The sequence below is a fragment of the Candidimonas nitroreducens genome (genome assembly GCF_002209565.1).
Classification (GTDB): domain Bacteria; phylum Pseudomonadota; class Gammaproteobacteria; order Burkholderiales; family Burkholderiaceae_B; genus Candidimonas; species Candidimonas nitroreducens.
Window position 1 is genome coordinate 32,606 of the sequence record NZ_NJIH01000014.1, and the last position, 22,867, is coordinate 55,472.

Here is a 22,867-nt window from a genome sequence, read left to right on the forward strand (position 1 = left end):
ATGTCCATCAATCCGCAAATACCAAGCTTCACCGATGCCGTGGCGGTGATCACCGGCGCCGCCGCCGGCATCGGCAGGGCCACGGCGCTGGCCTTTGCCGCGCGCGGCGCGCGAGTGGCGTTGATCGACATCGATGCGGTAGGCCTGGCGGCGACGGCCGCGCACATCCGCGCGCAGTCCGGCGTGGTGCAGACGTATCACCGCAGTGTGGCCGACGAGCAGGCGATGCTGGACGCGGCGGCCGAGGTCGGGCAAAGCTTCGGCCGTTGCGACGTACTGGTCAATAATGCCGGCGTGCTGCTGCGGGGCGCTTTCGGCGCCGCGGACGCGCCGCAGCAATGGCGGCGCACGCTCGATGTGAATTTGTCGGGCGCCTTTTACACCAGCCGCGCGTTCCTGCCGCTGTTGCGGGCCCAGGGCGGATGCATCGTCAATGTGGCCTCGATCCATTCCTGCGTGGCGGTGGAAAATTCCGTCGCCTATACCGCTTCGAAGGGCGGGCTCAAGCAATTGACGCAGGCGCTGGCGCTGGAACTGGCCCCCCTGGGGATACGCGTCAACGCCGTGGCGCCGGGCGGCATCGCCACCGCCATGACCGCGGTGACGCGCGCCGACAGCGCCGCGGTCTCGAAGTTTCTGGAGCGGGTGCCGCTGGCGCGCATCGGCGATGTCGCCGATGTCGTCAACGCCGTCCAGTTCCTGGCCTCCGATCTGGCGGCCTACATCACCGGGGTCACCCTGCCGGTCGACGGCGGGTACCTGGCCACATGATTCCGTTTCATGCCCATGTTCCGATAATTTCCTGGAGAGACACTGCCATGCGTAAACCTGCCTTGTTGTGCGCATTAGCCGCCACGCTAGCCCTGGGCGCCGCTGCGCCCACTTTTGCCGCCGACGTCCAGATCGGCTTTACGGGCCCGATCAGCGGCCCCGCCTCGTTCCTCGGGCAGCAGATGAAATGGGGTGCCGAGCAGGCGATCGCAGAGCTGAACAAGCGCGGCGGGGTGCTGGGCCGCAAGGTTTCTTTCACCATGCTCGACAGCCAGTGCCGGCCGGCCGAAGCCGTGTCGGCGGCCCAGAAATTGATTTCGCAGGACAAGGTCGACGTGCTGATGGGCGATCTGTGTTCGGGCGCGACCATGGCGGTCATGCCCCTGGCCGAGTCGGCGCACAAGCCGATGATCGTGTCGATCTCGACCCTGCCGGAAATTACCGACAAGGCCGGCGTGGGCGGCAACAAGTGGGTGTTTCGCACCGTGCCCAATGACCGCATGCTGGCCAGCGTGATCGGCACGCAGCTCGCGCACACCAAGACCATTTCTTTCATTGCCGAAGACACCGACTACGGCCGCAGCGCGGTCAAGCTGGTGAAGGCGCGGCTGGGCGCCGACGCCAAGGTGGTGTCGGAAGACTATGTGAAGAGCACCGAGACCGATTTCCTGCCCGTGCTGACCCGGCTGCGCTCGACCAAGCCGCAGGCGCTGGCCGTCTTCATGCTCGACCAGCAGGGCTACAACCTGATGAAGCAATACACCCAGTTCGGCCTGAAGATGCCGCTGGTGGCACGCCCGCCGCTGCTCGCCCCGCTGGCCAAGGGCTTGCTGGCCGGCGGCAAGTTCGACGGCTCGTGGACGGTGTATCCGTACTTCGACCAGTACAGCTCGCCGGCCAATGACGCCTTCGTCAAGCCCTTCGTCGCGCAGCACAAGCAGGGCCCGCATTATGTGGCCTATGGCGTGTACGAAAGCATCATGGTCGCGGCCGACGCGATCCGCCGCGCCGGCTCGACCGGGCCGGACGCGGTGCGCGAGGCGCTGGCCAAGACCGACTACCAGGGCATACTCGGGCCGATCACCTTCGACGACCACAACCAGTCGCACAACAACCTGATGCTGGTTCAGGTCGAGCACGGCAAGCTGGGCGTCAAGCTCATCCCCAGCAAGTAAGCGGATCTGCGCGAGGCACCACCGTGGACGCGTCCCTGTTCCTGCAATTTCTCGCCAACGGCCTCAGCGTCGGCCTGGGCTACGGCCTGGCCGCCGTGGGCCTGGCGCTGGTGTTCGGAATTCTCGAGCAAGTGAATTTCGCGCACGGCGAGATCTACATGGTGGGCGCATTCACCCTGTGGTTCCTGGGCCAGAGCATGGGCATGCCTTATTGGCTGGGGTATCCGGTCATGGTGGCGGCGATGGCCGCTTTCGGCCTGCTGTTGGCCGAAGTGGTATTCCTGCCTACCTTGAACCGGCCCTTCGAAACGGTGATTCTGGCCACGCTTGCGGTATCGATCATCTTGCAGAATCTGGTGCGGCTGGTGTTCGGCGCGACGCCGCTGCACATCGATTCGCCGCTCGACGGCACTACGCTGGAATTGGGCGGCGTGCTGTTCTTCGGCCAGCGCATCTTCGTCGCCGTGGTGGCCGTCGTGGCGCTGGCCGGGCTGGTGGCGTTCCTGCGCCGCACCGAGACCGGCCGCGCCATGCGCGCCATGGCGCAAAACAAGGACGCCTGCCTGATGGTCGGCATAGACATCAGGCGCGTCACACGCATTACGGCCGCGGCGGGGGCGGCGCTGTGCGCGCTGGCCTCCGGAGCCATGGCGCCGATGTTCGACCTGTATCCGAACATGGGCACCGATGTGGTGTTCAAGAGCTTCGCGGTCGTGATCATCGGCGGCATGGGTAATATTTCAGGCGCCATGCTGGCCGGTCTCTTGCTGGGCGTGGCCGAAAGCTTCGCCAGCGGCATGCTCGGCGCCACCTATCGCGACGGCGTCGGTTTCGCCCTGATGATCATCATGCTGCTGCTGCGCCCGCAAGGGATCTTCGGCAAGTCGGTTCGCGTCTGAAGGTGCCCCGTGAGCGCGATTTCTCCTTATTTCCTGCATATCGGCGTCATGACGGGCATGTACGTGCTGCTGGCGCAGTCGCTCAATATCATGCTGGGATATTCGGGGCTGCTGTCGCTGGCCACCCCGGCTTTTTTCGGCATGGGCGCCTATGCCTCGACGCTGCTCACGCTGCGGCTGGGCTGGGACTCTTCCCTGACCCTGGCCTGCGCCACCGCGGTCGGCGCGCTCAGCGGCGTGGTGCTGGGCGTGCCGTCGCTGCGCCTGTCGCGCCATTCCTTCGTGATCGTGACGCTGTCGGCCACGCTATTGCTGCAGATCGTCGCCAGCAACTGGATAGGGCTGACCCGCGGCGCCCTCGGTATTGCCGATATTCCCACCGCGCGCCTGTTCGGCATGGCGCTGGAGGGCAAGAGCGCATGGCTGGCCTTCATGGCTGTGCTGTCCGCGCTGGCGGTCGCGGCGACCTGGCTGATCGTTTCTTCGCGGCTGGGCCGCGCGATGATCGCGGTGCGCGACAACGAGCCGCTGGCGATTGCCGCCGGCATCGATCCCCTGAAAATACGCTTGTTCGCCTTCGCCTGTTCCGGCGCCCTGGCGGGCCTGGCGGGCGCCTGCTATGCGCATTACCTGAGCTTCATCGACCCGGGCATATTCGGCTTTTCCATATCCGAGTCGCTGCTGGTCATGGTCATACTCGGCGGCGCCGGCACTTTGTGGGGGCCGGTGGCGGGCGCGGTGATCTTCACTGTACTACCCGAGGCGCTGAGCATGGCGCCCGAAGTCAAGTCGCTGATCTACGGCATGCTGCTGCTGTTGATCGTGCTGTTCATGCCGCAGGGCATGGCGCGCTGGTTCGGCCGGCCGCTCGCCGCGGGCGCGGGAACGGGCAAATGAGCGCCGCAACCGCCAGCCAGGTGCTGAAGGCCGACGGCATCCGCAAGGCCTATCGCGGCGTGCATGCGCTGGACGGCGTTTCCATCGAGCTGGCCGCCGGCAGCATTACGGGCCTGATAGGGCCCAACGGTTCGGGCAAGTCGACGCTGTTCGACTGCATTTGCGGCTTCCAGGCCAGGGACGCCGGCAGCGTGGTGCTCGACGGCCGCGACCTGAAAGGCTTGTCGCCGCAGCGCATCGCCCGCCTGGGCCTGCGCCGCACCTTCCAGCAATTGCGCGTGTTTCCCGAACTTACGTTACGCCAGAATCTGCTGGCGGCGGCGCAGGCCGCACCGGGTTTTTCTTACTTCCGCGAGTTATTGCGCACGCCCGCCGTGCGCCGCCACGAGCGCGAGATGGCGCAGCGCGCCGATGCGATGCTGGAAGAGCTGCGGCTCGAGCGCCTGGCCGGCGCCTTGGCCGGCGGCCTGTCTTATGGGCAGAAGAAGCTGCTGGAGCTGGGCATGGCGCTGATGAACGAGCCCAAGCTGCTATTGCTGGACGAGCCCATGGCCGGGGTTAACCCCACACTGGTCGAGGGGCTGAAGGAAGAATTGCTGCGCGTCAACCGTCGTGGCGTGGCGCTGCTTATCGTAGAGCACAATCTGAAGCTGGTCTTCGACATATCGCACAGCGTCTACGTGCTGGAACAGGGGCGCGTGCTGATGCACGGCAGCCCTGCGGAGGTGGCCAATGACGAGCGGGTGATCGAAGCCTATCTGGGCCATCGCGGCCCTGCGGCGACCGAGCAGGGAGCCCGCCTTGACTGACACCGTGCTGCGCATCGACCAGGCCGTCGGCGGCTACGGCGACCTGACCATCCTGCATGGTGTGGACATGGCCGTGCCCGCCGGCAGCTGGATCACCATCATCGGCGCCAATGGCGCCGGTAAGTCGACCTTGCTCAAGCTGGTGGCCGGCATCGTGCGCTGCCGCGGCGGTGCGGTGCACTTCGAAGGGCGCGACGTGACCGCGCTGGATTCGCTGGCCCGGCTGCGCCTGGGCATAGGCCTGGTGCCGCAAGGGCGCTGCAATTTTCCCTTGCTGTCGGTGGCCGAAAACCTGAAGCTGGGCGCCTACACGCGGCGCCTGCGTCCCGCCGACCTGGAAGCCGAGCTGCAGCAGGTCACGGCGCGCTTTCCGCGCCTCAAAGAGCGCTGGCACACCATGGCGGGCAACCTCAGCGGCGGCGAGCAGCAGATCATGGAAATGGCCATGGTGCTGCTGGCCAGGCCGCGCCTGCTGCTGCTGGACGAGCCTTCGCTGGGCCTGTCGCCGCAGGCCATGGGCATGGTGTTCGACACTATCCGCGAACTCACCGCCTCGGGCTTGTCGGTGCTGATGGTCGAGCAGAATGCGCGCCAGGCGCTGGAGTGCTGCGACTACGGCGTGGTCATGGAACTTGGCCGCAATAAGCTGTTCGACCGTGCTTCCGCGGTGCTCGCGCACCCCGAGATCAGGCGGCTGTTCCTGGGCTTGTGAAGGCAGGGGAGGCCTGCGCCGCCGAGGGAAAAACCCGGCCTTCCAGCACCCGCAGGAACAGCGGGCCGCCTTTGTCGATTTCCAGGGCGTCGTAGTCGCGGCGCGGGATCTCCACGCATATGGGGGGCTCGGCGGCGTGTTGCGGCATGCGCACCTCCAGGCGCACCAGGGCGCCCAGCGGCAGCGCGTGTTCGACCTGTACGGCGGGCAGGCCGGCTTCGGGGCGGCGCGTCAGCTGCATGTCGTGCGGCCGCACGAAGGCCGATACCGGCTCCGCCGCGGCGGGCGCCTGTATCGGCAAGCGCCAGCCGTCCAGGTCGATACCGTCTTCCCGTGCACGGCCCCGGAAGACGTTGACACTGCCGATGAAGCGCGAGACAAAGGGCGTGGCCGGGTGATCGTAGACGCTGGCCGGCGGCCCGGCCTGCTCGATGCGGCCCTGGTTCATGACCACCACGCGGCTGGCCACTTCCATAGCTTCTTCCTGGTCATGGGTGACGAAGACACTGGTCACGTCCAGGTTGCGGTGCAGGTCGCGCAGCCAGCGGCGCAGATCCTTGCGCACATTGGCGTCCAGTGCGCCGAAGGGTTCGTCCAGCAGCAGCACGCGCGGCTCGACGGCCAGGGCGCGGGCCAGCGCGATGCGCTGGCGCTGGCCGCCGGAGAGCTGGTCGGGATGCCGATCGGCCAGCCAGCCCAGCTGCACCAGATCCAGCAGCTCCGTTACCTTGGCCCTGATCGCGGCCGGACTTGGCCGCCGGCGCCGCGGGCGGGCGCGCAGGCCGAAGGCCACGTTCTCGAACACCGTCATGTGGCGGAACAGCGCATAGTGCTGGAAGACGAAGCCTATGCCGCGGTTGCGCACATGTTCGGTGGTCTTGTCCTCGCCGTGGATGGCGATGCTGCCTTCGTCGGGCTGCTCCAGGCCGGCGATGATGCGCAGCAAGGTGGTCTTGCCGCAGCCCGAGGGCCCGAGCAGCGCGACCAGCTCGCCTTCGGGAATGTCCAGGTTGATGCCGTCCAGCGCGGCATAGTCGCCAAAGCGTTTGCTGACGTTGCGGATTTCTATGCTCATGGGTTCTTGTGATGTTTGCGGCCGCGCCCTTGGCGCGCTTGCTGCCATTCCAGCGCCGTCTTGGCCAGCAGCGTGACGATGGCCAGCAGCGCCAGCAGCGAGGCGATTGCGAAGGCGCCGGTGAAGTCGTATTCGTTGTAGGCCTGCTCGACCTGCAGGGGCAGGGTGTTGGTCAGGCCGCGGATGTGGCCCGACACTACCGACACGGCGCCGAACTCGCCCATGGCGCGCGCATTGCACAGCAGTATGCCGTAGAGCAGGCCCCATTTGATATTCGGCAGCGTTACCTTGCGGAACATGGCCCAGGCGCTTGCGCCCAGGCTGAGCGCGGCTTCCTCTTCGTCCTGGCCTTGCTCCAGCATCAGGGGTATGAGCTCGCGCGCCACGAAGGGAAAGGTCACGAACAAAGTGGCCAGCACGATGCCGGGGGTGGCGAACAGCACGTGGATGTCGTGGCGATCCAGCCAAGGGCCGAGCCAGCCTTGCGCACCGAAGATCAGTACATAGATCAGGCCGGAGATCACCGGCGAAATCGAGAAGGGCAGGTCTATCAGCGTCATCAGCAGGCTGCGGCCGCGAAAGCGGAAGCGCGCCACGGCCCATGCGGCGGCAAGGCCGAAGGCGGTGTTCAGCGGTACCACGATGGCCGCCACCAGCAGCGTCAGGCGCAGTGCCGAGAGCGCGTCCGGGTTGGCCAGGGCCGCGAAGTAGGCCGTGGCGCCTTGTTCGAAGGCCTGCTCCAGCACCGCCAGCAGCGGCAGCACCAGGAATATCGACAACACGCATACGGCGGCAATGGTCAGGATGCGGGCGGGCCAGCGGTTTTGCGCGGCGCTGCGCGCGCGGGCGCCTGTGGCGGATGGCTTCATTTGCGGCCTTCCTTGCCCGTATTGCGGCGCGTCCAGGCCTGCAGCAGATTGATCAGCAACAGCAGGGTGAAGGACACGGCCAGCATGGCCAGCGCGATGGCGGTGGCGCCGGCGTAGTCGAACTGCTGCAGCTGGGTGACGATCAGCAGCGGCACGATTTCCGAGCGCATGGGCATATTGCCGGCGATGAATATGACCGAGCCGTATTCCCCCACGCCGCGTGCGAAGGCCAGCGCGAATCCCGTCAGAAGCGCCGGCAGTATGTTCGGCAGGATCACGCGCCGGAAGACATGGCCGCGCCCCGCGCCCAGGCTGGCGGCGGCCTCTTCCAGGGCAGGGTCGAGTTCCTGCAGCACGGGCTGCACGGTGCGTACCACGAAGGGCAGGCCGATGAAGATCAGCGCCATCACGATGCCCAGCGGCGTGTAGGCGATCTTGATGCCCCAGGGTGCGAACCACTGCCCCAGCCAGCCTTTCGGGGAATACAGCGTGGTCAGCACGATGCCCGCGACGGCGGTGGGCAGCGCGAACGGCAGGTCGATCAGCGCATCCAGCAGCTTCCTGCCGGGGAAGTCGTGGCGCACCATCACCCAGGCGACGAGCAGGCCCAGGGCGCCGGCGGCGAGCGCCGCGGCGCATGCGCAGCCGAGGCTGACACGGAAAGCCGCCAGCACCCGCGGGGAATCCAGCAGGGCCAGGATACGTGCCGGCGCCAGCTGCAGCGCCTCGAGCGCCAGTGCCGACAAGGGGATGAGCACCACCAGGCTCAGGTAGACCAGGGTGCAGCCGAGCGCCGGGCCGAAGCCCGGCAGCACCGAGAAAGCGCCGCGGCGCCGCACGCGCACGGCGGATGCGGCATGCGGCAAGGCCGGGGCTTGTAGCACAGTCCCTGCGGACTGTGCTACGCCTAGCGAATCCAAGCCGCCTGCGAGCCGCGCGCTGGATAGTGAGAGTGGGGGCCGTTTCATTTCAAATAGATCTGGTCGAATACCCCGCCGTCGGCGAAATACGTCTTCTGCGCCTGCCGCCAGCTGCCGAATACGTCCTGCAGCTTGAACAGCTGCACCTTGGGCAGCAGGGCGAGGTCTTTGGCGTTGGCGTATTCGGGGTGCAGCGGCCGGTAATAGTTGGCCGCGGCGATCTTCTGGCCTGTGGGCGAATACAAATATTCCAGGTAGGCGCGCGCCACCTTGCCGGCGCCGTGCTTGTCGGCATTGCCGTCGACCACCGCGACGGGGGGCTCGGCCAGGATGCTGATGGACGGCACGACAATGTCGAAGTCGCCCTTGAGGCGGTATTTCGCCAGCAGCGCCTCGTTTTCCCACGACAGCAGTACGTCGCCGATGCCGCGCTTGACGAAGGTATTGGTCGAGCCGCGCGCGCCCGAGTCGAGCACCGGCACATTCTTGTACAGGCGGGCCACGAATTCCTTGGCCTTTTCCTGCGCAGCGGCGACCCGTTGGCTGGCCGCCGGGTCTTTCAACAGCGCCAGGTCGCCCAGCTGCTTTTTCAGCTCATAGCCCCATGCCGCCAGATAATTCCAGCGCGCCCCGCCCGAGGTCTTGGGATTGGGCGCGATCACCTGCACGCCCTTGCGTACCAGATCGTCCCAGTCGCGTATGTGCTTGGGGTTGCCCTTGCGCACCAGGAACACGATGGTCGAGGTGTAGGGCGAACTATTGCCGGGCAGGCGGCTTTGCCAGTTCTCGGGCAGCTTGCCGGTTCTGTCGGCGATAGCGTCGATGTCATAGGCCAGTGCCAGAGTCACCACGTCGGCGCCCAGCCCGTCTATCACCGCGCGCGACTGGCTGCCCGAGCCGCCGTTGGAAGTCCTGATGGTGACGGTCTCGCCGCTAGTCTGTTTCCAGTGTGCGGCGAACACCGGGTTGAAGGCGGCATACAGTTCGCGGGTGGGGTCGTACGAGACGTTCAGCAGCGTGGTGTCGGCATGCGCGCCGGCCGCGGCGGCCAGCGCCAGGGCCGCGCCGGCCAGGAAGTGTGCAAGAGTGCGGCGCTGCGCCGCGGAATGTGCGCGGCGCAGCGCGTAGGGGTAGGACATGGAACCTCCGGTCAGAAGTGGGGGCTTCGGCTTCCGGTGGTCCAGTCAGCAGAATGGTCGTTGTTGCGGGAACCGGCGCAAGGCCGGCATGGCTCAGTTGCGCGGCCGGGAATCCGCCACGCGCAGTTTTTCCTTTTTTTCCAGTTGCACCAGCCTGCCCTGATGAAATGTCAGTTCCACCGTACCGTAATGCAGTGGCCCGACGAGCTGCCCCAGCAGCGCGACCAGTTCGTCGAACCGGGATGGGTCGAAGGTATCAGGAGACAAAGACATATTCTTCAAGTATTGGAGACGGGTGCCGTGCAGTCCCGCGCCTGGCGCCGGTCTACGTGAAGAATTCTAAGGCGCGGGCACGCCGAACCTATAGGAATATTTAGCGATTTCAATATTCATCATGTCTATATGTATGGGCATGCACCCTGCATGCATGCATGCAGGCGCCGCGCAAGCCGCGGCGTCGTCCGGAGCCGCCCGCCAGGAACCGGCTCGAAAGCCGCAAGGCGGGATCAGGCAGTCCAAAATCCACTTTGTAATACCATACCCCTAGTATCGTCACAGAGGATCAGCAATGAATGCGTCGTCGAGCCGCGGCAAGCCCTCCAAACTGAAGACCGAGGACTATCGTCCGGCGCCGCCCGGTGCCCTGGATGGGGTTCGCGTTCTGGATCTCTCGCGCCTGTTCGCGGGCAATTCCCTGACCCAGACGCTGGCCGATTTCGGCGCCGAGGTCGTCAAGGTCGAGCCTCACGATGGCGATACGTTGCGTGCATGGCGCACCGCCGGCGTCGAAACCAACTGGAAGCTGTACAGCCGCAACAAGAAAAGCGTGGCGATCAGGTTCCGCGACCCGCGCGCCCGCGACCTGCTGCTTGGCCTGGCAAAAAAAGCCGACGTCTTCGTCGAGAGCTTCAGGCCCGGCACGCTGGAACAAATGGGCCTGGCGCCAGAGACGCTGCTGCAGGCCAATCCCCGGCTCATCGTGGTGCGCATCTCGGGCTGGGGCCAGGAAGGCCCGTATCGGCGCCGTCCCGGCTTCGGCACCCTGATCGAAGGCATCTCGGGGTTTGCCTCGATGAATGGCTTTGCCGACCGCGAGCCGGTACTGCCGCCCATGTATCTGGCCGACGCTTTCGCCGGCAGCTATGGGGCCACGGCGGTGCTGATCGCCTTGCGCTCGATAGAAATGGGCGGCGGTGCCGGGCAGGTGATCGATCTGCCGCTGCTCGACCCATTGTTCCACGTGCTGGGCCCCCAGGCCGCGAATTACCGGCTCTCGGGCGAGGTCAAGCAGCGCGTGGGCAGCCGTTCCACCAACTCGGGCCCGCGCAATGTGTACCTGGCCCGGGACGGGCGCTATGTTTCGTTGTCCGCCTCGACGCAGAAAATGGCGGAGCGGGTGTTCCGCTCCATAGGCCGCGCCGACCTGGTGAGCAATCCCCGCTATGCGACCAATGCGCTGCGGGTGCAGTATGCGGCCGAGCTCGACGCTATTATTGGTGAATTCATCGCGCAGCGCACCCAGGCCGAGAACGTGGCCTTCTTCGAGGCCGCGGAAGTCACGATAGGCCCGGTCTACGATATTTCGCAGGTTCTGGAGGACGAGCACTTCATCGAGCGCGAGATTCTGGCCGATTACCCGGACGAGGAAATGGGCGCGTTCCCCATGCACCACGTGGTGCCTCGCTTGTCGCGTACGCCGGGCAGCATACGTACGCCGGCGCCGCGCCTGGGCGAGCATAACCGCCAAGTGCTGGCCGAAATCGGCATCGACGCGGCACAGTACCAAGACTTGCTCGACAGTGGGGTCGTGGTTGAAGACCAGGCTGCGTCCTGAAGGCGCGGCCGCCCTCGCCGGCGAGCGTTCCGGCAGTGCCTTGGCGCGTCGGGTGCCGTTGTGCCGCGAGAGGCTTCAGCCGAGCCCGGGAAGCTGCCGGCTTTTCAGGGGCACTCACTATTTTTATATCTACTTTATATCTACATAAGCCGAGACAGACATGAATCAATCTTCCGTAGAAAACCCCGCCGCCAAGGTATTGTCCGCATGGCGCTCCATCCTGTACGTGCCGGCCAATGTGCCGAAATTCCTGGCCAAGGCCGTGGCGGCCGGCCCCGATGCCGTGCAGCTCGATCTGGAAGACAGTGTCCCGCCCAGCGAAAAAGAAGCGGCGCGCCAGGCCGTCGGCGCCGCCGCGCGCCAGTTGCGGGCCGCGGGCCTGGACGTGTCGGTGCGCATCAACCACCCGCTGTCGCTGGCCGTCCGGGACGTCGAAGCGGTTATCGGCCCCGACGTGGGCACGATTTCGCTTACCAAGGTGGAAGGCCGTTCGCATGTGCGGCTCATCGACGAGCTGGTCAGTGAATGCGAGGCCCGCGCCAAGCTGCAGCCGGGCCACACACGCTTCCTGCTTGCGGTCGAAACTCCCGAGGGCTTCGACCGCATGGGCGAAATCGCCACCGCCTCGCCGCGCGCCGTGGCGATGATGCTGGGCGGGGAAGACCTGGCACTGGCGTGGGGCTGCGAACCGATCGAAGAGGTAATGCGCATGCCCAAGCAGCACATGATCAACGCGGCCCGCGGGGCCGGCCTGCTGCCGCTGGGCTTCCTGGGCTCCATCGCCAATTTCCGCGACATAGAAGCGTTTCGCGCCATGGTGCGCCGGTCGCGGCAGTTCGGCTTCGAAGGGGCGAGCTGCATACACCCCAGCCAGGTGGCCGTGCTCAATGAAGAATATGCGCCCACTGCCGCAGAACTGGAACGGGCCCGCAAGATCGTTGCCATGGATGCTGAAGTGGCCGCCGAGGGCCGCGGCTCGTTCCGGCTCGATAATCAAATGATCGACGTGCCCATCGTGCAGCGCGCCCGCCGGCTGCTGCAGCGTGCCGAGCGGTTCGAAAAGAAGTAGTGCCCGCGGCGCTCGGGCTGCGCCGCCGCCATCGTCCCGTACGGGCTTGCTTGTATTTGTCCGGGCGGCCTGCCCAGCCTTGCTGCGCGTGGCGCATCCCGCGCTATGCGCTATCGCTGGCGTCGCCAGCCAGCCCGGGGCTGCGCATCTCCGCCTCCGTTCTCGGCAGCCATTGCCCTTGGGCCCAAAGCGTAAGGGAAGCCCGCGCAATACCTGGGGCGGCTACTGTCAAGTTTCATTAATTATTCAAAAAATCGCACATAATCTGTCATTGCTGCCTAGAATAGTGTCTTTGAATCAAAAAATATAATCTATAACCAAATGTTTTTGGGTGGGGTTTATGGCTAATAGACATTCCCGTGCCAATAGCGCGGCGGCGTCATGGGGCCGCGTGGCGGTTCGTGCGGCAGGTATTGCTTTCCTGCCGGTGCTGCTGCCCGCGGCATGGACGGGCTCGGTCGATACCGCCTGGGCGGCATGCAGCGGGCAGCCCGATGGCAGCTATCTTTGCTCCGGGGTCTCCAGCGGAGAGTCTTTGACGAGCTCGGCGGGGCCCCTCACTATCGTCGCAGACGGCACGCTCAAGATCGACAGCAGCGGCGCCGGCTTTGATATCGGCGCCTCGGGAAGCAGCAATATCGTCTTCTCGCAGGAAAGCGGAAGCGTCATCACGGGCGGGACGGACGGCATCAACGCCGACCAGTCCGGCACTGGGACGACCCGGATCGTCGTTGGCGGCAACGTAGCCGGCAACGGCGACAACGGCATTTTTTCTTACAACGAGGCAGGCGCGGGCAATGTCGCCGTTGAGCAAACCGCCGGAACGATCACAGGCCTGACGCATGGCATCCGTATCGACAATTACGGAATCGGAGCCGCGGCGGTTACCACCGCCGGAAGCGTGATCCAGACAGGCACCGGCTGGGATACTTACGGGGTTTATGTCTACAACGACTCCACTGCCACGGACATCACGCTGACCCAGACGGGCGGGACGGTCTCTGGCCACTATTTCGGCCTCTATGGCAACAACCAGGGCACGGGCTCCATCACCATCAGCAGCGCCGGCGACGTGACGGCCGTGGATCAGACCGGCGTGGCGGCATACAACCAGGGCAGCAGCTCGAAAGACATACGCATAAGCCAGACAGCCGGCACCATCAACGGTAATGAAAACGGCATACTCGCCTACAACGGCGGCATCGGATCCACTCATATCACCACCGCCGGCACCGCCATCTCGGAGGGTGCCGGTGTTGTTGCGTACAACGAAAGTAACGCATCGGATCTTTCCGTGATTCAGTCTGCGGGAACCATAGCCGGCGGAGTCGATGGCATAGACGCATGGAATATGGGGTCGGGGGCAACCTCGGTCGTCGTCAATGGCGAGGTCAGCGGCGGCACGGGGGCGGCCATCCAGACCTTGAGCCTCCACGGAGCCACCGTCGATATCGCCTCCACCGCGACGGTAGGCACTTCATCCGGCCTTGCAATACAGGATCTCGGAACCGGAAATACCGTTGTGACGAGCGCGGGCAAAATCAAGGGCGACACCAGCCTGGGCCCTGGCGACGACACGTTCAACTTGATAGGCGGGTCGTACAGCGGCAATATTTTCGGCGACGACCGGGACGACCCCCAGAGCAGCGACGGCCTTGTCAATAGCGAGGGCAACGATACCTTCGTCTGGACACAGGGCACGCTGAACGGCGGATTCTATGGCCAGGACGGCTCCGACACTGCCACGGTAAGTGCCGCGGCCTATGACGGCAGCCAGGTGCTTGACGGTGGAGACGATACCTCCAGCGCCGACGGCATGGTCGACACGCTCAATCTGCAAGGCGTCAAGGCAAGCGCCAAAGGCAGCAGCATCGTCAATTGGGAAATCGTGAGGCTCGATGGCGGCACGCTGGCCATCAATGACGGCGCCTGGAAGGTCGGAGAGGCCAATGAAGACAATACCGGTGTCTTCCTGAGCAACGGCGCCACCCTGGACGGCATGGCCGCGCTGGCGCTCGATGGCCGCCTCAATATCGACGCCACCTCATCCTTTGTCGCCCGGGGCGGCGGTGCCGGCATCTACTCGATCAGCGGCGACTTGCACAGCGCCGGCACGGTCAGCATGCAGGACGGCGCCGCCGGCGATGTCCTGACGGTGGCAGGCAATTACGTCGGCACGGACGGCAGCTTGCTGATCGATACGGTTCTGGGCGACGACAGCTCCAGAACCGACAGGCTGCTTGTCGGCGGCGATACGGCCGGCACTACGCGGCTGCTCGTCAATAATGTAGGCGGCAAGGGCGCGCCCACCGCCGAAGGTATCCGGGTCATTGGGGTCGGCGGCAAGTCCGACGGCAGTTTCTCTCTGGTTGGCGACTATGCCGTCCATGGCAAGCCTGCCATCGTCGCCGGCGCCTATGCCTACCAGCTTTATCAAGGCGGCGTATCGACGCCGGGCGATGGCGACTGGTATTTGCGTTCGCAGTTGAACCCGCAGCAGGCCGGCCAGGCGCCGGTCGAGCCGGCAACGCCGCTGTATCAGGCCGGCGTTCCCTCGTACGAAGCATACCCGCAAGCGCTGCTCGCCCTGAACAGCGTGCCTACCTTGCAAGAGCGCGTGGGCAATCGCTACTGGGCGGGCGCCGGGAATCAGCTGGGCCAGAATACCGGTTCGGCCGGCAAGCCGCCTGCCGCGGCCGGCAATTCCGGCGCTGCGATCGAGGGCAGCGGAGCATGGGGCCGCGTCGAAGGTGCGTATAGCCACATCAAGCCGCAAGCCTCGACATCCGACACCACCTACGATCAGAACATCTACAGGCTGCAAATCGGTGTGGATCGCCAGCTGGCCGAGTCCGACCATGGCAAGCTGATAGGCGGCCTGGCTGCCCACTATGCCCATGGCCGAACCGACACCAAGTCGGCACACGGCGACGGCGAAATCGACACCGACGGCTACGGCGTCGGCGCAACACTGACCTGGTACGGCGCGAACGGCATTTATCTCGACGGCCAGGCGCGCCTGACGTGGTACGACAGCGACCTGAGCTCGGGGCTTGCCCGCAGAAGCCTGGCCCAGGGCAACGACGGCTTCGGCTACGCCTCATCCCTCGAAGGCGGCAAGCGCATCGCCCTGGGTTCCGGCTGGTCTGTTACCCCGCAAACCCAGCTGGTTTATTCCAATGTCGATTTCGACACCTTTACCGACGCCTTCGGCGCCCGTGTCAGTAACGCCCGCGGAGAAAGCCTTCAGGGGCGCCTGGGCGTGGCGCTCGATCACGAGAGTTCGGGTATCGGGGCCAAGAACGCGTCCGTCCGCACCCATGTGTACGGCGTGGCGAACCTCCACTACGAATTCCTGAACGGCACAAAGGTCGATGTTGCCGGCGAAAGCTTCGCCAGCCGCAACGACCGGCTGTGGGCCAGCCTGGGCGTGGGTGGGTCGTACAACTGGGACAATGACAAGTATTCCCTCTATGGCGAGGGCCTGGTCGACACCAGCCTGAACCAGTTCGGAAACAGCTATTCCGTCATAGGGCGCGTGGGTTTTCGCATGAGGTGGTAGAAGACGGCGCCCGGCCGCCTTACCAATGCAGGGTCAGGCCGGCCATGACCGAGTGGCTGTAGGTCTGCGAATTCAGGCCCTTGCGGTAGCCGACGTCCAGGTCGAGGCGGCGCGTCGGGCTGTAGATCGCGCCGACGATGGCGAAGGCCGGATTGTCGTCGCGGCCGTGATCCAAGTTCCTGGATGCGCCGATCTCGGCCGCCACCTGCAGCGTGGGCAGCAGCGCGTACAGCGCCGCCGCCGAGGCCTGCCATGCCAGAGTGCGCTTGCCCTGGTCGTTGGGCTGCCACAGCGCCCCGGAATTCAGCACGGCGGTGAACCCGTTCTGGCTGTATTCGGCCAATAGCGTAGCGCCGCCGCCCGGGCGTCCGCTGCCCAGGTCTCTGGCACTGCTGCCGGTGGGCACCATCAGCCTGGGCTTGAGGGCGAAGCTGAAGGCCCCGTCTTCGAGCAGCCGCCATTTCATGCCGATTTCCGTGTCTCCCGGCCCGCTGCCACGCGAGGCGGCGGGGTACTGCAGCCGTGTGTAGGGCAGGTTGGCGTATACGTCGAGCGTGTCCGTCGCGCCATACGTGAGCGAGGTGCTCCACAGCTGCTGCCGGCCGGTGTCGGGCTGCGCAGCGGTCTGTTCCGCGTTCAATTCGTATTGCCAATGGCCGGCGCCCACGGTGCCGGTGTCGTCGCTGACCAGCGGATGCGCCAGGCTGGAGGCCGCGGGCAGGGCGAGCAGCAGCGCAAGCAGCGCCTTCGCGGCGGGCCGGGTGGCTCGAGCGGCGCGGGCGGGCCCGGCCCGCATTGCGGTGTTCAAAGTTCACCGTCCCGCTGCACCAGGTACAGCAGCACCAGGATGAACATGACGAAGCAGTGGAAGGCGCTGTCCAGTCCGTTCCATTCTTTGGACATCCACATGCCGAACCATTCCCCGCCTATGGACATGAAGCCTACCTGCCAGGTAAGAAAGCCCAGGGACAATCCGGCCACGGCCAGGGGCTTGGCGCGGTTGAAGCGCTCGGCCGGCGCGCGCAGTTGCTTCAGCAGCCGGACACTGCCGGCCCAGCACAGCACCGCGGTCAGCGTTTCGCAGGCGATAATGAGCACATAGCCGGCGTGATGCATGAAGGGCGCCTGGATGGCTCGGTACTTGATGCCGGAGTCCGGAAAGATCGTGTCCATCATGAACACGTGCTGTACAAAGGCGAAGTTGGTGCCGTAATCGGTGATGTTGCCGAAGGCCACCAGCGTTGCGTACAGCGCCATCGCGGCGACAAACAAGATCTTCGAGTAGCGCAGGGTCACGGCCGTCTCCAGGGTGACGTGGTCGGTTTTTGCGTATGGTTTGAAGGGTGTGGCGGGCGCTTCAGAACTGGCGCCGGCCGCGGCCGGTCTAGACTGGCCGCGACGGCGGGCCGGCGGGTTCAGGGCCGCGCAAGCTATCGGATTTATAGTAACTGTTCTTATTCAAATTGTTCGGGATATTTGCCATGTCTTCCCCTCGTTTTTTGCGCGGCCTGGCCGCCGCCTCGGTTTTTCCCTTGGCTCTGCTGATTGCGCCGGCCGCGTTTGCCCACGCGCATCTTAAATCACAAATGCCGGCCGCCGATAGTGTGGCGGCCGCAGCGCCCAAAACCATAGAGCTGCACTTTTCCGAAGGGGTGGAGCCGGCTTTCACCGGCATTTCCCTGAAGGGGCCTGGCGCGGCGGCCGTGAAGCTGGGCAAGCCCGCGGTGGACGCGCACGACAAGGCCGTGCTGCGCGTTCCCGTGCAGGGGCCCATGCCCGCTGGCAGCTACGTGGTGGACTGGCATGCGGTGGCGGTGGACGGCCACAAGACCAAGGGGCAGTACTCCTTCAGCGTGAAATAGCGCCGGCAGGCGACCCATGAGCCTGGCCTCGGTCTACATCGGCACACGCTTCGTCCATTTCGTTTCGCTTTATGTATTGCTGGGCACCGGCATTTATGTCGAATGCCTGACCCCGCGCGCAGCGCGGGGCTGGTCGCGTGCCCGCAGCGAAGCGCTGCTGCGCGCCTGCGCGCTGGCGGCCTGTGTGTGCGCCTTCTTGCTGCTGGGCCTGGAGGCCGGCCAGATGGGCAGCGGCTGGCCCGATGTGCATGACCCCTCGACCTGGCGGGCCGTGCTGGGCACGGCCTATGGCCGGGTATGGCGCTGGCAGCTGGGCTTTTCCGTGGCGGCGGCCGTGTGCGCGCTGGCCGGGGCGCGGCCCTGGCGCCGCCCGGCGCTGCTGTGGCTGGCCGCGGCCATGCTGGGCTGCATGGCTTTTGTCGGGCATGCCGCCAGCCACACGGGCGAGCAGGCTGTGCTGGCCGGCGCCGTGCAGCTCGCGCATCTGTACGCCGGCGCCTATTGGCTGGGCGGCCTGCCGGTTTTATGGCTGACGCTCGAAGGCCTGAACGACGGCCGACGCGCCGCGGTAGTGCATACCCATGTACGCTATTCCTGGGCCGGGCATGTCGCCGTTGCCCTGGTGATCGCCAGCGGCGCGGTCAATACCGGCCTGGTGCTGGGCACTTGGCCCTGGCACTGGGCGTCGCTGTATCAGTTGCTGCTGTCGCTGAAGATAGCGCTGGTCGCGCTGATGGCGCTGGCCGCAGTGGTGAACCGCTATGTGTTGGTACCGCGCATGCGCCTGGACTCCGCGGCCGCCGCGCGCTGGTTCGGCAGGCTGGTGCTGACCGAAATCACGCTGGGCTTGCTGGTGCTGGCCTTGGTCAGCTGGTTCGCCACCCTGGAGCCCGCATAGTGCGGGCCGTGCCGGCCATGCCTCGATAGGCGTGCTGTTTGTGCTTTTCGTGCTTGTGCCGCGGGCCATACAGAGACGGCGCTCCCGGGCGCGTCGACGGACTCTGACCGCGCCCGAGCCGGGCCTTCGGGCCGGCCGCAAGGCGGCGGCCGAAGCCCCGGCATCGCCTTTTATTTCAAGGTGGACAGATAGGCGATCAGATCCTTGCGCATATTGGCGTCGGGCATGCCCGAGAAGGGCATGCGCGTGCCCGGCACCACCGCCTGGGGATTGGCGATGAACTTATCCAGCGTCGCGGCGTCCAGGATCAAGCCGCTGCGCTTCATCGGGCCCGAGAAGCGATAGCCGGCCACGTCGCCGGCCTTGGTGCCGTAGACGCCCGCCAGGCTCGGGCCGATACCCTGCTGGCCCTTGGTGACGCTGTGACAGGCCAGGCAAACCTGGAAGGCTTGCTTACCGCGCTGGATCTGGGCGGCATCGGGTGCGGCGTCCTGCGCCAGGGCCATGCCGCTTGCCGCGCACAAGGCCATGCCGGCCAGGGCGCTGCGTTTGAAGATGCTTGGGTTCATGTTGAATTCCTTGTAAGTAATGGGTTCGGGCTTGCCGTGGGTGGCCGCGAACGGGGCGGGGCCCACCGCTGCTTGCGTGGCGGCGGCAGGCACGGCGCGCCCGTCCGTGCGCGGCCGCGCTCAGACGTGCAGCAGCGCGCCCGGATTCTTGAAGTACTGGTTCTTGATCGCGTCGGCCGCCATGTACGCCAGCGCACCCACCGGCCCGGTGGGGTTGTAGGCGGAGTTGTGCGGGAACAGCGAGGCTCCGGTAATGAACAGGTTGTGCACGCCCCAGACCTGGCCGTACTTGTTGGTCACGCTGGTCGAAGGATCGGTGCCCATGATGGTGCCGCCGGTGTTGTGCGTGCTCTGGTAGGGCACCACCGACCACGACATGCGCGCCTTGGCTTCGTTCAGATGCGTGGGGTTGGCCGTGCGCGCCAGCTCGTTGATGATTTTCGCTGCATGGCCCGAGATGCGTTGTTCATTGCCCTTGTAGTCGAAGGTCATGCGCATCAGCGGCTCGCCGAACTGGTTGGTGTAGGTGGGATCCAGGTCGAGGTAGTTGTAGCGGTTGGCCATCACGCTGCCCGAGGAGCCTATCGACATCGAGCGCAGATACCATTTGCGCACGGCCGCCTTCCACTCTTTGCCCCATGCCGGGGTGCCGGCGGGCACCGGGTGGTACTCGATCGGACGGCCGTGATACATGCCGCCGGTGACGGTATAGCCGCCGATGAAGTTGGCCTCGGTGCGATCGAAGTCCCAGTTGGAATGGAAGTCGTCGATCACGGTCGACAGGCCGCCGGTGGACATGAAGGGGTTGAAGATGTGGCCTTCTTCGAAGAACAGAGTGGCGCCGGCGCCGGTCTGATAGCAGTAGTTGCGGCCCACCACGCCCTTGCCGGTGCGCGGATCATAAGGCGTGCCGATGCGCGACAGCAGCATCATGTGGACGTTGTTCAGCGCAAATGCCGCCAGGATCACCAGCTTGGCCGGCTGGAAGAACTGTTCGCCGGTATTGACGTTGGTGTAGGTGACCCCCGTGGCGACCTTGCCGCTTTTGTCGGTGTTGATGCGGTTGACCCAGGCGTGCGTGCGCAGCTCGAAAGTTTTCTGCTTCTTGGCCATGGGGATGACGGTGATCAGCGGACTGCCCTTGGCATTCGATTCGCAGCCGTAGCGCTCGCAGAAACCGCAGTACTGGCATTGCCCGAAGGTCATGCCGTCCGGGTTGGTGTAGGGCTTGGAGGTGTTGGACGTGGGCGTGGGGAAAGGGTGGTAGCCCTTGTTCTTTGCCAGCTCGCCAAAGACTTCGGCGGCATAGCTGCGATGCAGCGGCGGACAGGGATAGTCGTCCGTGCGCTCGCTTTCGAAGGGATTGCCGCCGGCTACGGTCTTGCCGTTGAGCCGGCCCGCCTGGCCGGAGATGCCCGCCGTCTTCTCGAACTTGTCGTAGTACGGTTCCAATTCCTTGTAGTCCACGCCCCAGTCCTGGATGGTCATGTCGGCGGGGATGAACTTCTTGCCGTATTTCTCTTCGTACATCGAGCGGACTTTCAGGTCGTGATCCGTCCAGCGCCAGGTGTGGCCGTTCCAGTGGTCGCCCGCACCGCCCAGGCCCTGGCCGGGCAGGAACGAGCCCAGGCGGCGCATGGGCAGCGCCTCCTGCTTGATGTCGTTGCGGATGGTAAGCGTGTCCACCTTGGTATTCATCATCATCACGTGGCGCTTGCTGTGGCTGAGCTCGTCGCGTACGTGCGGCACCGAGAAATCCTCGGCCGGCGTGCGGTCGGCGCCGCGCTCCAGCCCCACCACGGTGTGGCCCGCCTCGGCCAGCTCTTTGGCCAGGATGCCGCCGGTCCAGCCCATCCCGATGATGACTACGTCGACTTCTTTCAATGTTTTGGCCATGTCGGGCTCCTCAGGCAAGATCGGCAATGCTCAGCGGCTTGGTGGGATAGGGTTTGTTGCGGTAATTGACGATGTCCAGCGCATGCGTGGCCACCACACCGGGGAACCCTATGGCCTTCCAGGCCGCCTTGTCTTTGTTGCCGCCGTAGATCGGATCGCTGAACGTGCCTTCCACCACCATTTGCATCAGCAGGGCGAAGAACTCCTTGGGCGGCGGCCCGTCTTTCAATTCCAGCGAGCCCGACTGCAGGCTCTTGAGCACTTCCTCGCGCTGCGCTTCGGTGAGCTGGTCGAAGCCCTTGCCGTATTTCTCTGTACAGGCGGCGCCGGTCGTGCGGATGCCGGTGCGGGCCAGCTGCGCTGGCGTCAGCGGCAGCTGGTATCCCTGGTTGGGCGTGCCCTGTTTCCATGGGCCGTTGGCGTACAGCCTGTCGCCCTTGCCCCAATCCTGGGCCAGGGCACGGTCGATGAAGGTGTGCAGGCCCAGATCCATGCCGCCGGGAAAGTCGCCGTCCGCGGGGCTCATGTGCTCGACCAGCGCTTCGACGAAGGCCTGTTCGTCGGGGGTCAGAAAGACATAGCCGGCAGGTATCTCTGCGGCCGGCGCGGCGGCCGCGGCGGGTTGCGCAGCCGTATTCGCGGCTTGCTGCGCCAGCACCGCCAGCGGCAGGGCACCGCCCGCCGCGGCAGTCCCTCCTATGACGGTTCCACGCAGAAAGGTGCGTCGGCTTTCCTTGAATTCGTCCATGTGCTTCTCCTGGATGTACATCTCCCGCCGGACGGGACGGGCGCCGCGTAATGGTTTGTTACCCTCTAAGATGACAACAAGCCCATCATGGATTTTGGCGGCAGGAAACTGACATGTTCATTAATAGAAAACATATTTCCATTAATGAAAAGATTGGTAATGTTTTGAGGGGCCGCCTTGATCGCGGCCAAGGCGGCTGGTTTGAAATACCGCGTGGAAAGGCTGGCGCCGGATCAGCGGTTCCGGTTCTTGCGATTCAGGAACGCTGCTACCGATTGCTGGTGCTCGGTGGTGGTGTAGCAGATGGCCTGGGCCTGGCTGCCCTGGGCGAAGATGGTGTGGGCGTCCAGTTCGAAGCTCTGGTTCAGCGTGGCTTTGCCCAGCGCGATGGCGGCGCCCGAGCCCTGGGTGAATTGCCGCGTCAGGCTGCGCGCCTCGGCAAGCAGCGCATCGGCCTCGGCGAGCCGGTCGGCCGCGCCGATGCGCAGGGCTTCCGGCGCATCGATGGTCTGGCCCGAGAAGATCAGTTCCTTGGCCTTGACCAGCCCGACCCGGCGCGGCAGGAAGTACATGCCGCCGCCATCCGGGATCAGGCCGCGCAATACATAGTTCCAGGCGAAGCTGGCGTGTGCGCCGGCCACGACGAAATCGCAGGCCATGGCGATGTCGGCGCCCAGGCCGGTGGCCGGGCCGTTGACCGCCGCCACTACCGGCTTGGGCAGCTCGTGCAGAAAGGCCACGGCCTGGTGGGTGCGCTGCTGCCGGCTCCAGCCATTGAAGGCGACTTCTCCGGCCGGCGCTTGTGCGCGCTCTTGCATGGCGGCGATGTCGCCGCCGGCGCAGAAGGCCTGGCCGGCACCGGTCAGGATCAGGGCCTTGACGGCCTTGTCGGCGGCCGCCTCGCGCAGCACGGCCAGCAGTTCTTCGCGCATGGCGTCGTTCAGCGCGTTGCGCTTTTCGGGGCGGTTCAGGGTGACGATGGCCAGGTCTTGTTCGATTTCCAGGCGGATCAGGTCGGATGTGCTCATGTGTGATTCAACTTTGCTTTGGTAAAAAAACGTCGCCGCGTCGCTCCATAGACTTGCCGGATGCCTGCGGGCTGCCTTGCAGTGCGCAGGCTGTTTGGTGCTTCCGGGCGGCGCGCCGCGCACGGGGGGCTGTAC

General features: G+C 65.4%; 22 protein-coding genes. 11 read left to right on the top strand and 11 right to left on the bottom strand.

Annotated features, from left to right (window positions below; translation table 11 throughout):
• Genes CEY11_RS21645 through CEY11_RS21670 form a run of 6 tightly spaced genes read left to right on the top strand, consistent with a single transcriptional unit; the run spans window position 1 to window position 5,263 of the window.
• Window positions 1-771, top strand: coding sequence for an SDR family NAD(P)-dependent oxidoreductase (locus CEY11_RS21645; RefSeq protein ID WP_088605512.1), 771 nt, complete (start codon window positions 1-3; stop codon window positions 769-771).
• A 47-nt stretch (window positions 772-818) separates the two neighbouring features.
• Window positions 819-1,946, top strand: coding sequence for an ABC transporter substrate-binding protein (locus CEY11_RS21650; protein ID WP_158215408.1), 1,128 nt, complete (start codon window positions 819-821; stop codon window positions 1,944-1,946).
• A gap of 23 nt (window positions 1,947-1,969) precedes the next feature.
• Window positions 1,970-2,845, top strand: coding sequence for a branched-chain amino acid ABC transporter permease (locus CEY11_RS21655; RefSeq protein WP_088605514.1), 876 nt, complete (start codon window positions 1,970-1,972; stop codon window positions 2,843-2,845).
• 9 nt (window positions 2,846-2,854) lie between these two features.
• Window positions 2,855-3,742 carry a branched-chain amino acid ABC transporter permease gene (locus CEY11_RS21660; RefSeq protein ID WP_088605515.1) on the top strand — a complete coding sequence of 296 codons (888 nt, stop codon included), beginning with the start codon at window positions 2,855-2,857 and terminating at the stop codon, window positions 3,740-3,742.
• Complete coding sequence (locus CEY11_RS21665) at window positions 3,739-4,551, top strand: ABC transporter ATP-binding protein (protein ID WP_088605516.1); 813 nt, start codon at window positions 3,739-3,741, stop codon at window positions 4,549-4,551. The genes CEY11_RS21660 and CEY11_RS21665 overlap by 4 nt, the downstream gene beginning before the upstream one ends.
• Window positions 4,544-5,263: an ABC transporter ATP-binding protein gene (locus CEY11_RS21670; protein ID WP_088605517.1), complete on the top strand. Its 720-nt coding sequence runs from the start codon at window positions 4,544-4,546 to the stop codon at window positions 5,261-5,263. The genes CEY11_RS21665 and CEY11_RS21670 overlap by 8 nt, the downstream gene beginning before the upstream one ends.
• Here the strand turns inward: CEY11_RS21670 and CEY11_RS21675 are convergent.
• From CEY11_RS21675 to CEY11_RS21695, 5 genes are all read right to left on the bottom strand, one after another.
• Window positions 5,238-6,338, bottom strand: coding sequence for a sulfate/molybdate ABC transporter ATP-binding protein (locus CEY11_RS21675; RefSeq protein WP_088605518.1), 1,101 nt, complete (start codon window positions 6,336-6,338; stop codon window positions 5,238-5,240). The genes CEY11_RS21670 and CEY11_RS21675 overlap by 26 nt on opposite strands.
• Window positions 6,335-7,207: a sulfate ABC transporter permease subunit CysW gene (gene cysW, locus CEY11_RS21680; protein WP_088605519.1), complete on the bottom strand. Its 873-nt coding sequence runs from the start codon at window positions 7,205-7,207 to the stop codon at window positions 6,335-6,337. Before cysW ends, CEY11_RS21675 begins: the two co-directional genes overlap by 4 nt.
• Entirely contained in the window at window positions 7,204-8,091 is an 888-nt protein-coding gene (gene cysT, locus CEY11_RS21685) for a sulfate ABC transporter permease subunit CysT (protein ID WP_233155016.1), read from the bottom strand. The genes cysW and cysT overlap by 4 nt, the downstream gene beginning before the upstream one ends.
• A gap of 80 nt (window positions 8,092-8,171) precedes the next feature.
• Entirely contained in the window at window positions 8,172-9,266 is a 1,095-nt protein-coding gene (locus CEY11_RS21690; RefSeq protein WP_088605521.1) for a sulfate ABC transporter substrate-binding protein, read from the bottom strand.
• A 93-nt stretch (window positions 9,267-9,359) separates the two neighbouring features.
• Window positions 9,360-9,539: a YezD family protein gene (locus CEY11_RS21695; RefSeq protein WP_088605522.1), complete on the bottom strand. Its 180-nt coding sequence runs from the start codon at window positions 9,537-9,539 to the stop codon at window positions 9,360-9,362.
• A 295-nt stretch (window positions 9,540-9,834) separates the two neighbouring features.
• Here CEY11_RS21695 and CEY11_RS21700 point away from each other — a divergent pair, with 295 nt between their 5' ends.
• From CEY11_RS21700 to CEY11_RS21710, 3 genes are all read left to right on the top strand, one after another.
• On the top strand, window positions 9,835-11,100 hold the full coding sequence (locus CEY11_RS21700; protein WP_088605523.1) for a CaiB/BaiF CoA transferase family protein: 1,266 nt from the start codon (window positions 9,835-9,837) through the stop codon (window positions 11,098-11,100).
• Between the two features lie 160 nt (window positions 11,101-11,260).
• On the top strand, window positions 11,261-12,169 hold the full coding sequence (locus CEY11_RS21705; RefSeq protein ID WP_088605524.1) for an HpcH/HpaI aldolase/citrate lyase family protein: 909 nt from the start codon (window positions 11,261-11,263) through the stop codon (window positions 12,167-12,169).
• Between the two features lie 340 nt (window positions 12,170-12,509).
• Window positions 12,510-15,731, top strand: coding sequence for an autotransporter family protein (locus CEY11_RS21710; protein ID WP_088605525.1), 3,222 nt, complete (start codon window positions 12,510-12,512; stop codon window positions 15,729-15,731).
• A gap of 19 nt (window positions 15,732-15,750) precedes the next feature.
• On the opposite strand, the gene CEY11_RS21715 is transcribed toward CEY11_RS21710, so the two are convergent.
• Both CEY11_RS21715 and CEY11_RS21720 read right to left on the bottom strand, forming a co-directional pair.
• Entirely contained in the window at window positions 15,751-16,527 is a 777-nt protein-coding gene (locus CEY11_RS21715; RefSeq protein ID WP_408608158.1) for a transporter, read from the bottom strand.
• 8 nt (window positions 16,528-16,535) lie between these two features.
• The gene (locus CEY11_RS21720) at window positions 16,536-17,027 is read right to left on the bottom strand and encodes a DUF2165 family protein (protein WP_088605526.1); all 492 of its coding nucleotides are present in this window, start codon (window positions 17,025-17,027) and stop codon (window positions 16,536-16,538) included.
• A gap of 185 nt (window positions 17,028-17,212) precedes the next feature.
• Between CEY11_RS21720 and copC the strand changes: the two genes are divergently transcribed.
• Together copC and copD are read left to right on the top strand one after the other, a co-directional pair.
• Window positions 17,213-17,593: a copper homeostasis periplasmic binding protein CopC gene (copC, locus tag CEY11_RS21725; RefSeq protein WP_088605527.1), complete on the top strand. Its 381-nt coding sequence runs from the start codon at window positions 17,213-17,215 to the stop codon at window positions 17,591-17,593.
• Between the two features lie 16 nt (window positions 17,594-17,609).
• Window positions 17,610-18,491, top strand: a complete 882-nt coding sequence (gene copD / locus CEY11_RS21730) for a copper homeostasis membrane protein CopD (protein ID WP_088605528.1) — start codon at window positions 17,610-17,612, stop codon at window positions 18,489-18,491.
• Window positions 18,492-18,661: 170 nt separating this feature from the next.
• Here the strand turns inward: copD and CEY11_RS21735 are convergent, their stop codons facing one another.
• The 4 genes from CEY11_RS21735 to CEY11_RS21750 all read right to left on the bottom strand — a co-directional run bounded on the left by CEY11_RS21735 (window position 18,662) and on the right by CEY11_RS21750 (window position 22,732).
• Window positions 18,662-19,060: a c-type cytochrome gene (locus CEY11_RS21735; protein WP_233155018.1), complete on the bottom strand. Its 399-nt coding sequence runs from the start codon at window positions 19,058-19,060 to the stop codon at window positions 18,662-18,664.
• A gap of 120 nt (window positions 19,061-19,180) precedes the next feature.
• Entirely contained in the window at window positions 19,181-20,956 is a 1,776-nt protein-coding gene (locus tag CEY11_RS21740; RefSeq protein WP_088605529.1) for a GMC family oxidoreductase, read from the bottom strand.
• A gap of 10 nt (window positions 20,957-20,966) precedes the next feature.
• On the bottom strand, window positions 20,967-21,704 hold the full coding sequence (locus tag CEY11_RS21745; protein ID WP_088605603.1) for a gluconate 2-dehydrogenase subunit 3 family protein: 738 nt from the start codon (window positions 21,702-21,704) through the stop codon (window positions 20,967-20,969).
• A 233-nt stretch (window positions 21,705-21,937) separates the two neighbouring features.
• The gene (locus CEY11_RS21750) at window positions 21,938-22,732 is read right to left on the bottom strand and encodes an enoyl-CoA hydratase/isomerase family protein (RefSeq protein ID WP_088605530.1); all 795 of its coding nucleotides are present in this window, start codon (window positions 22,730-22,732) and stop codon (window positions 21,938-21,940) included.
• Window positions 22,733-22,867 lie beyond the last annotated feature (135 nt).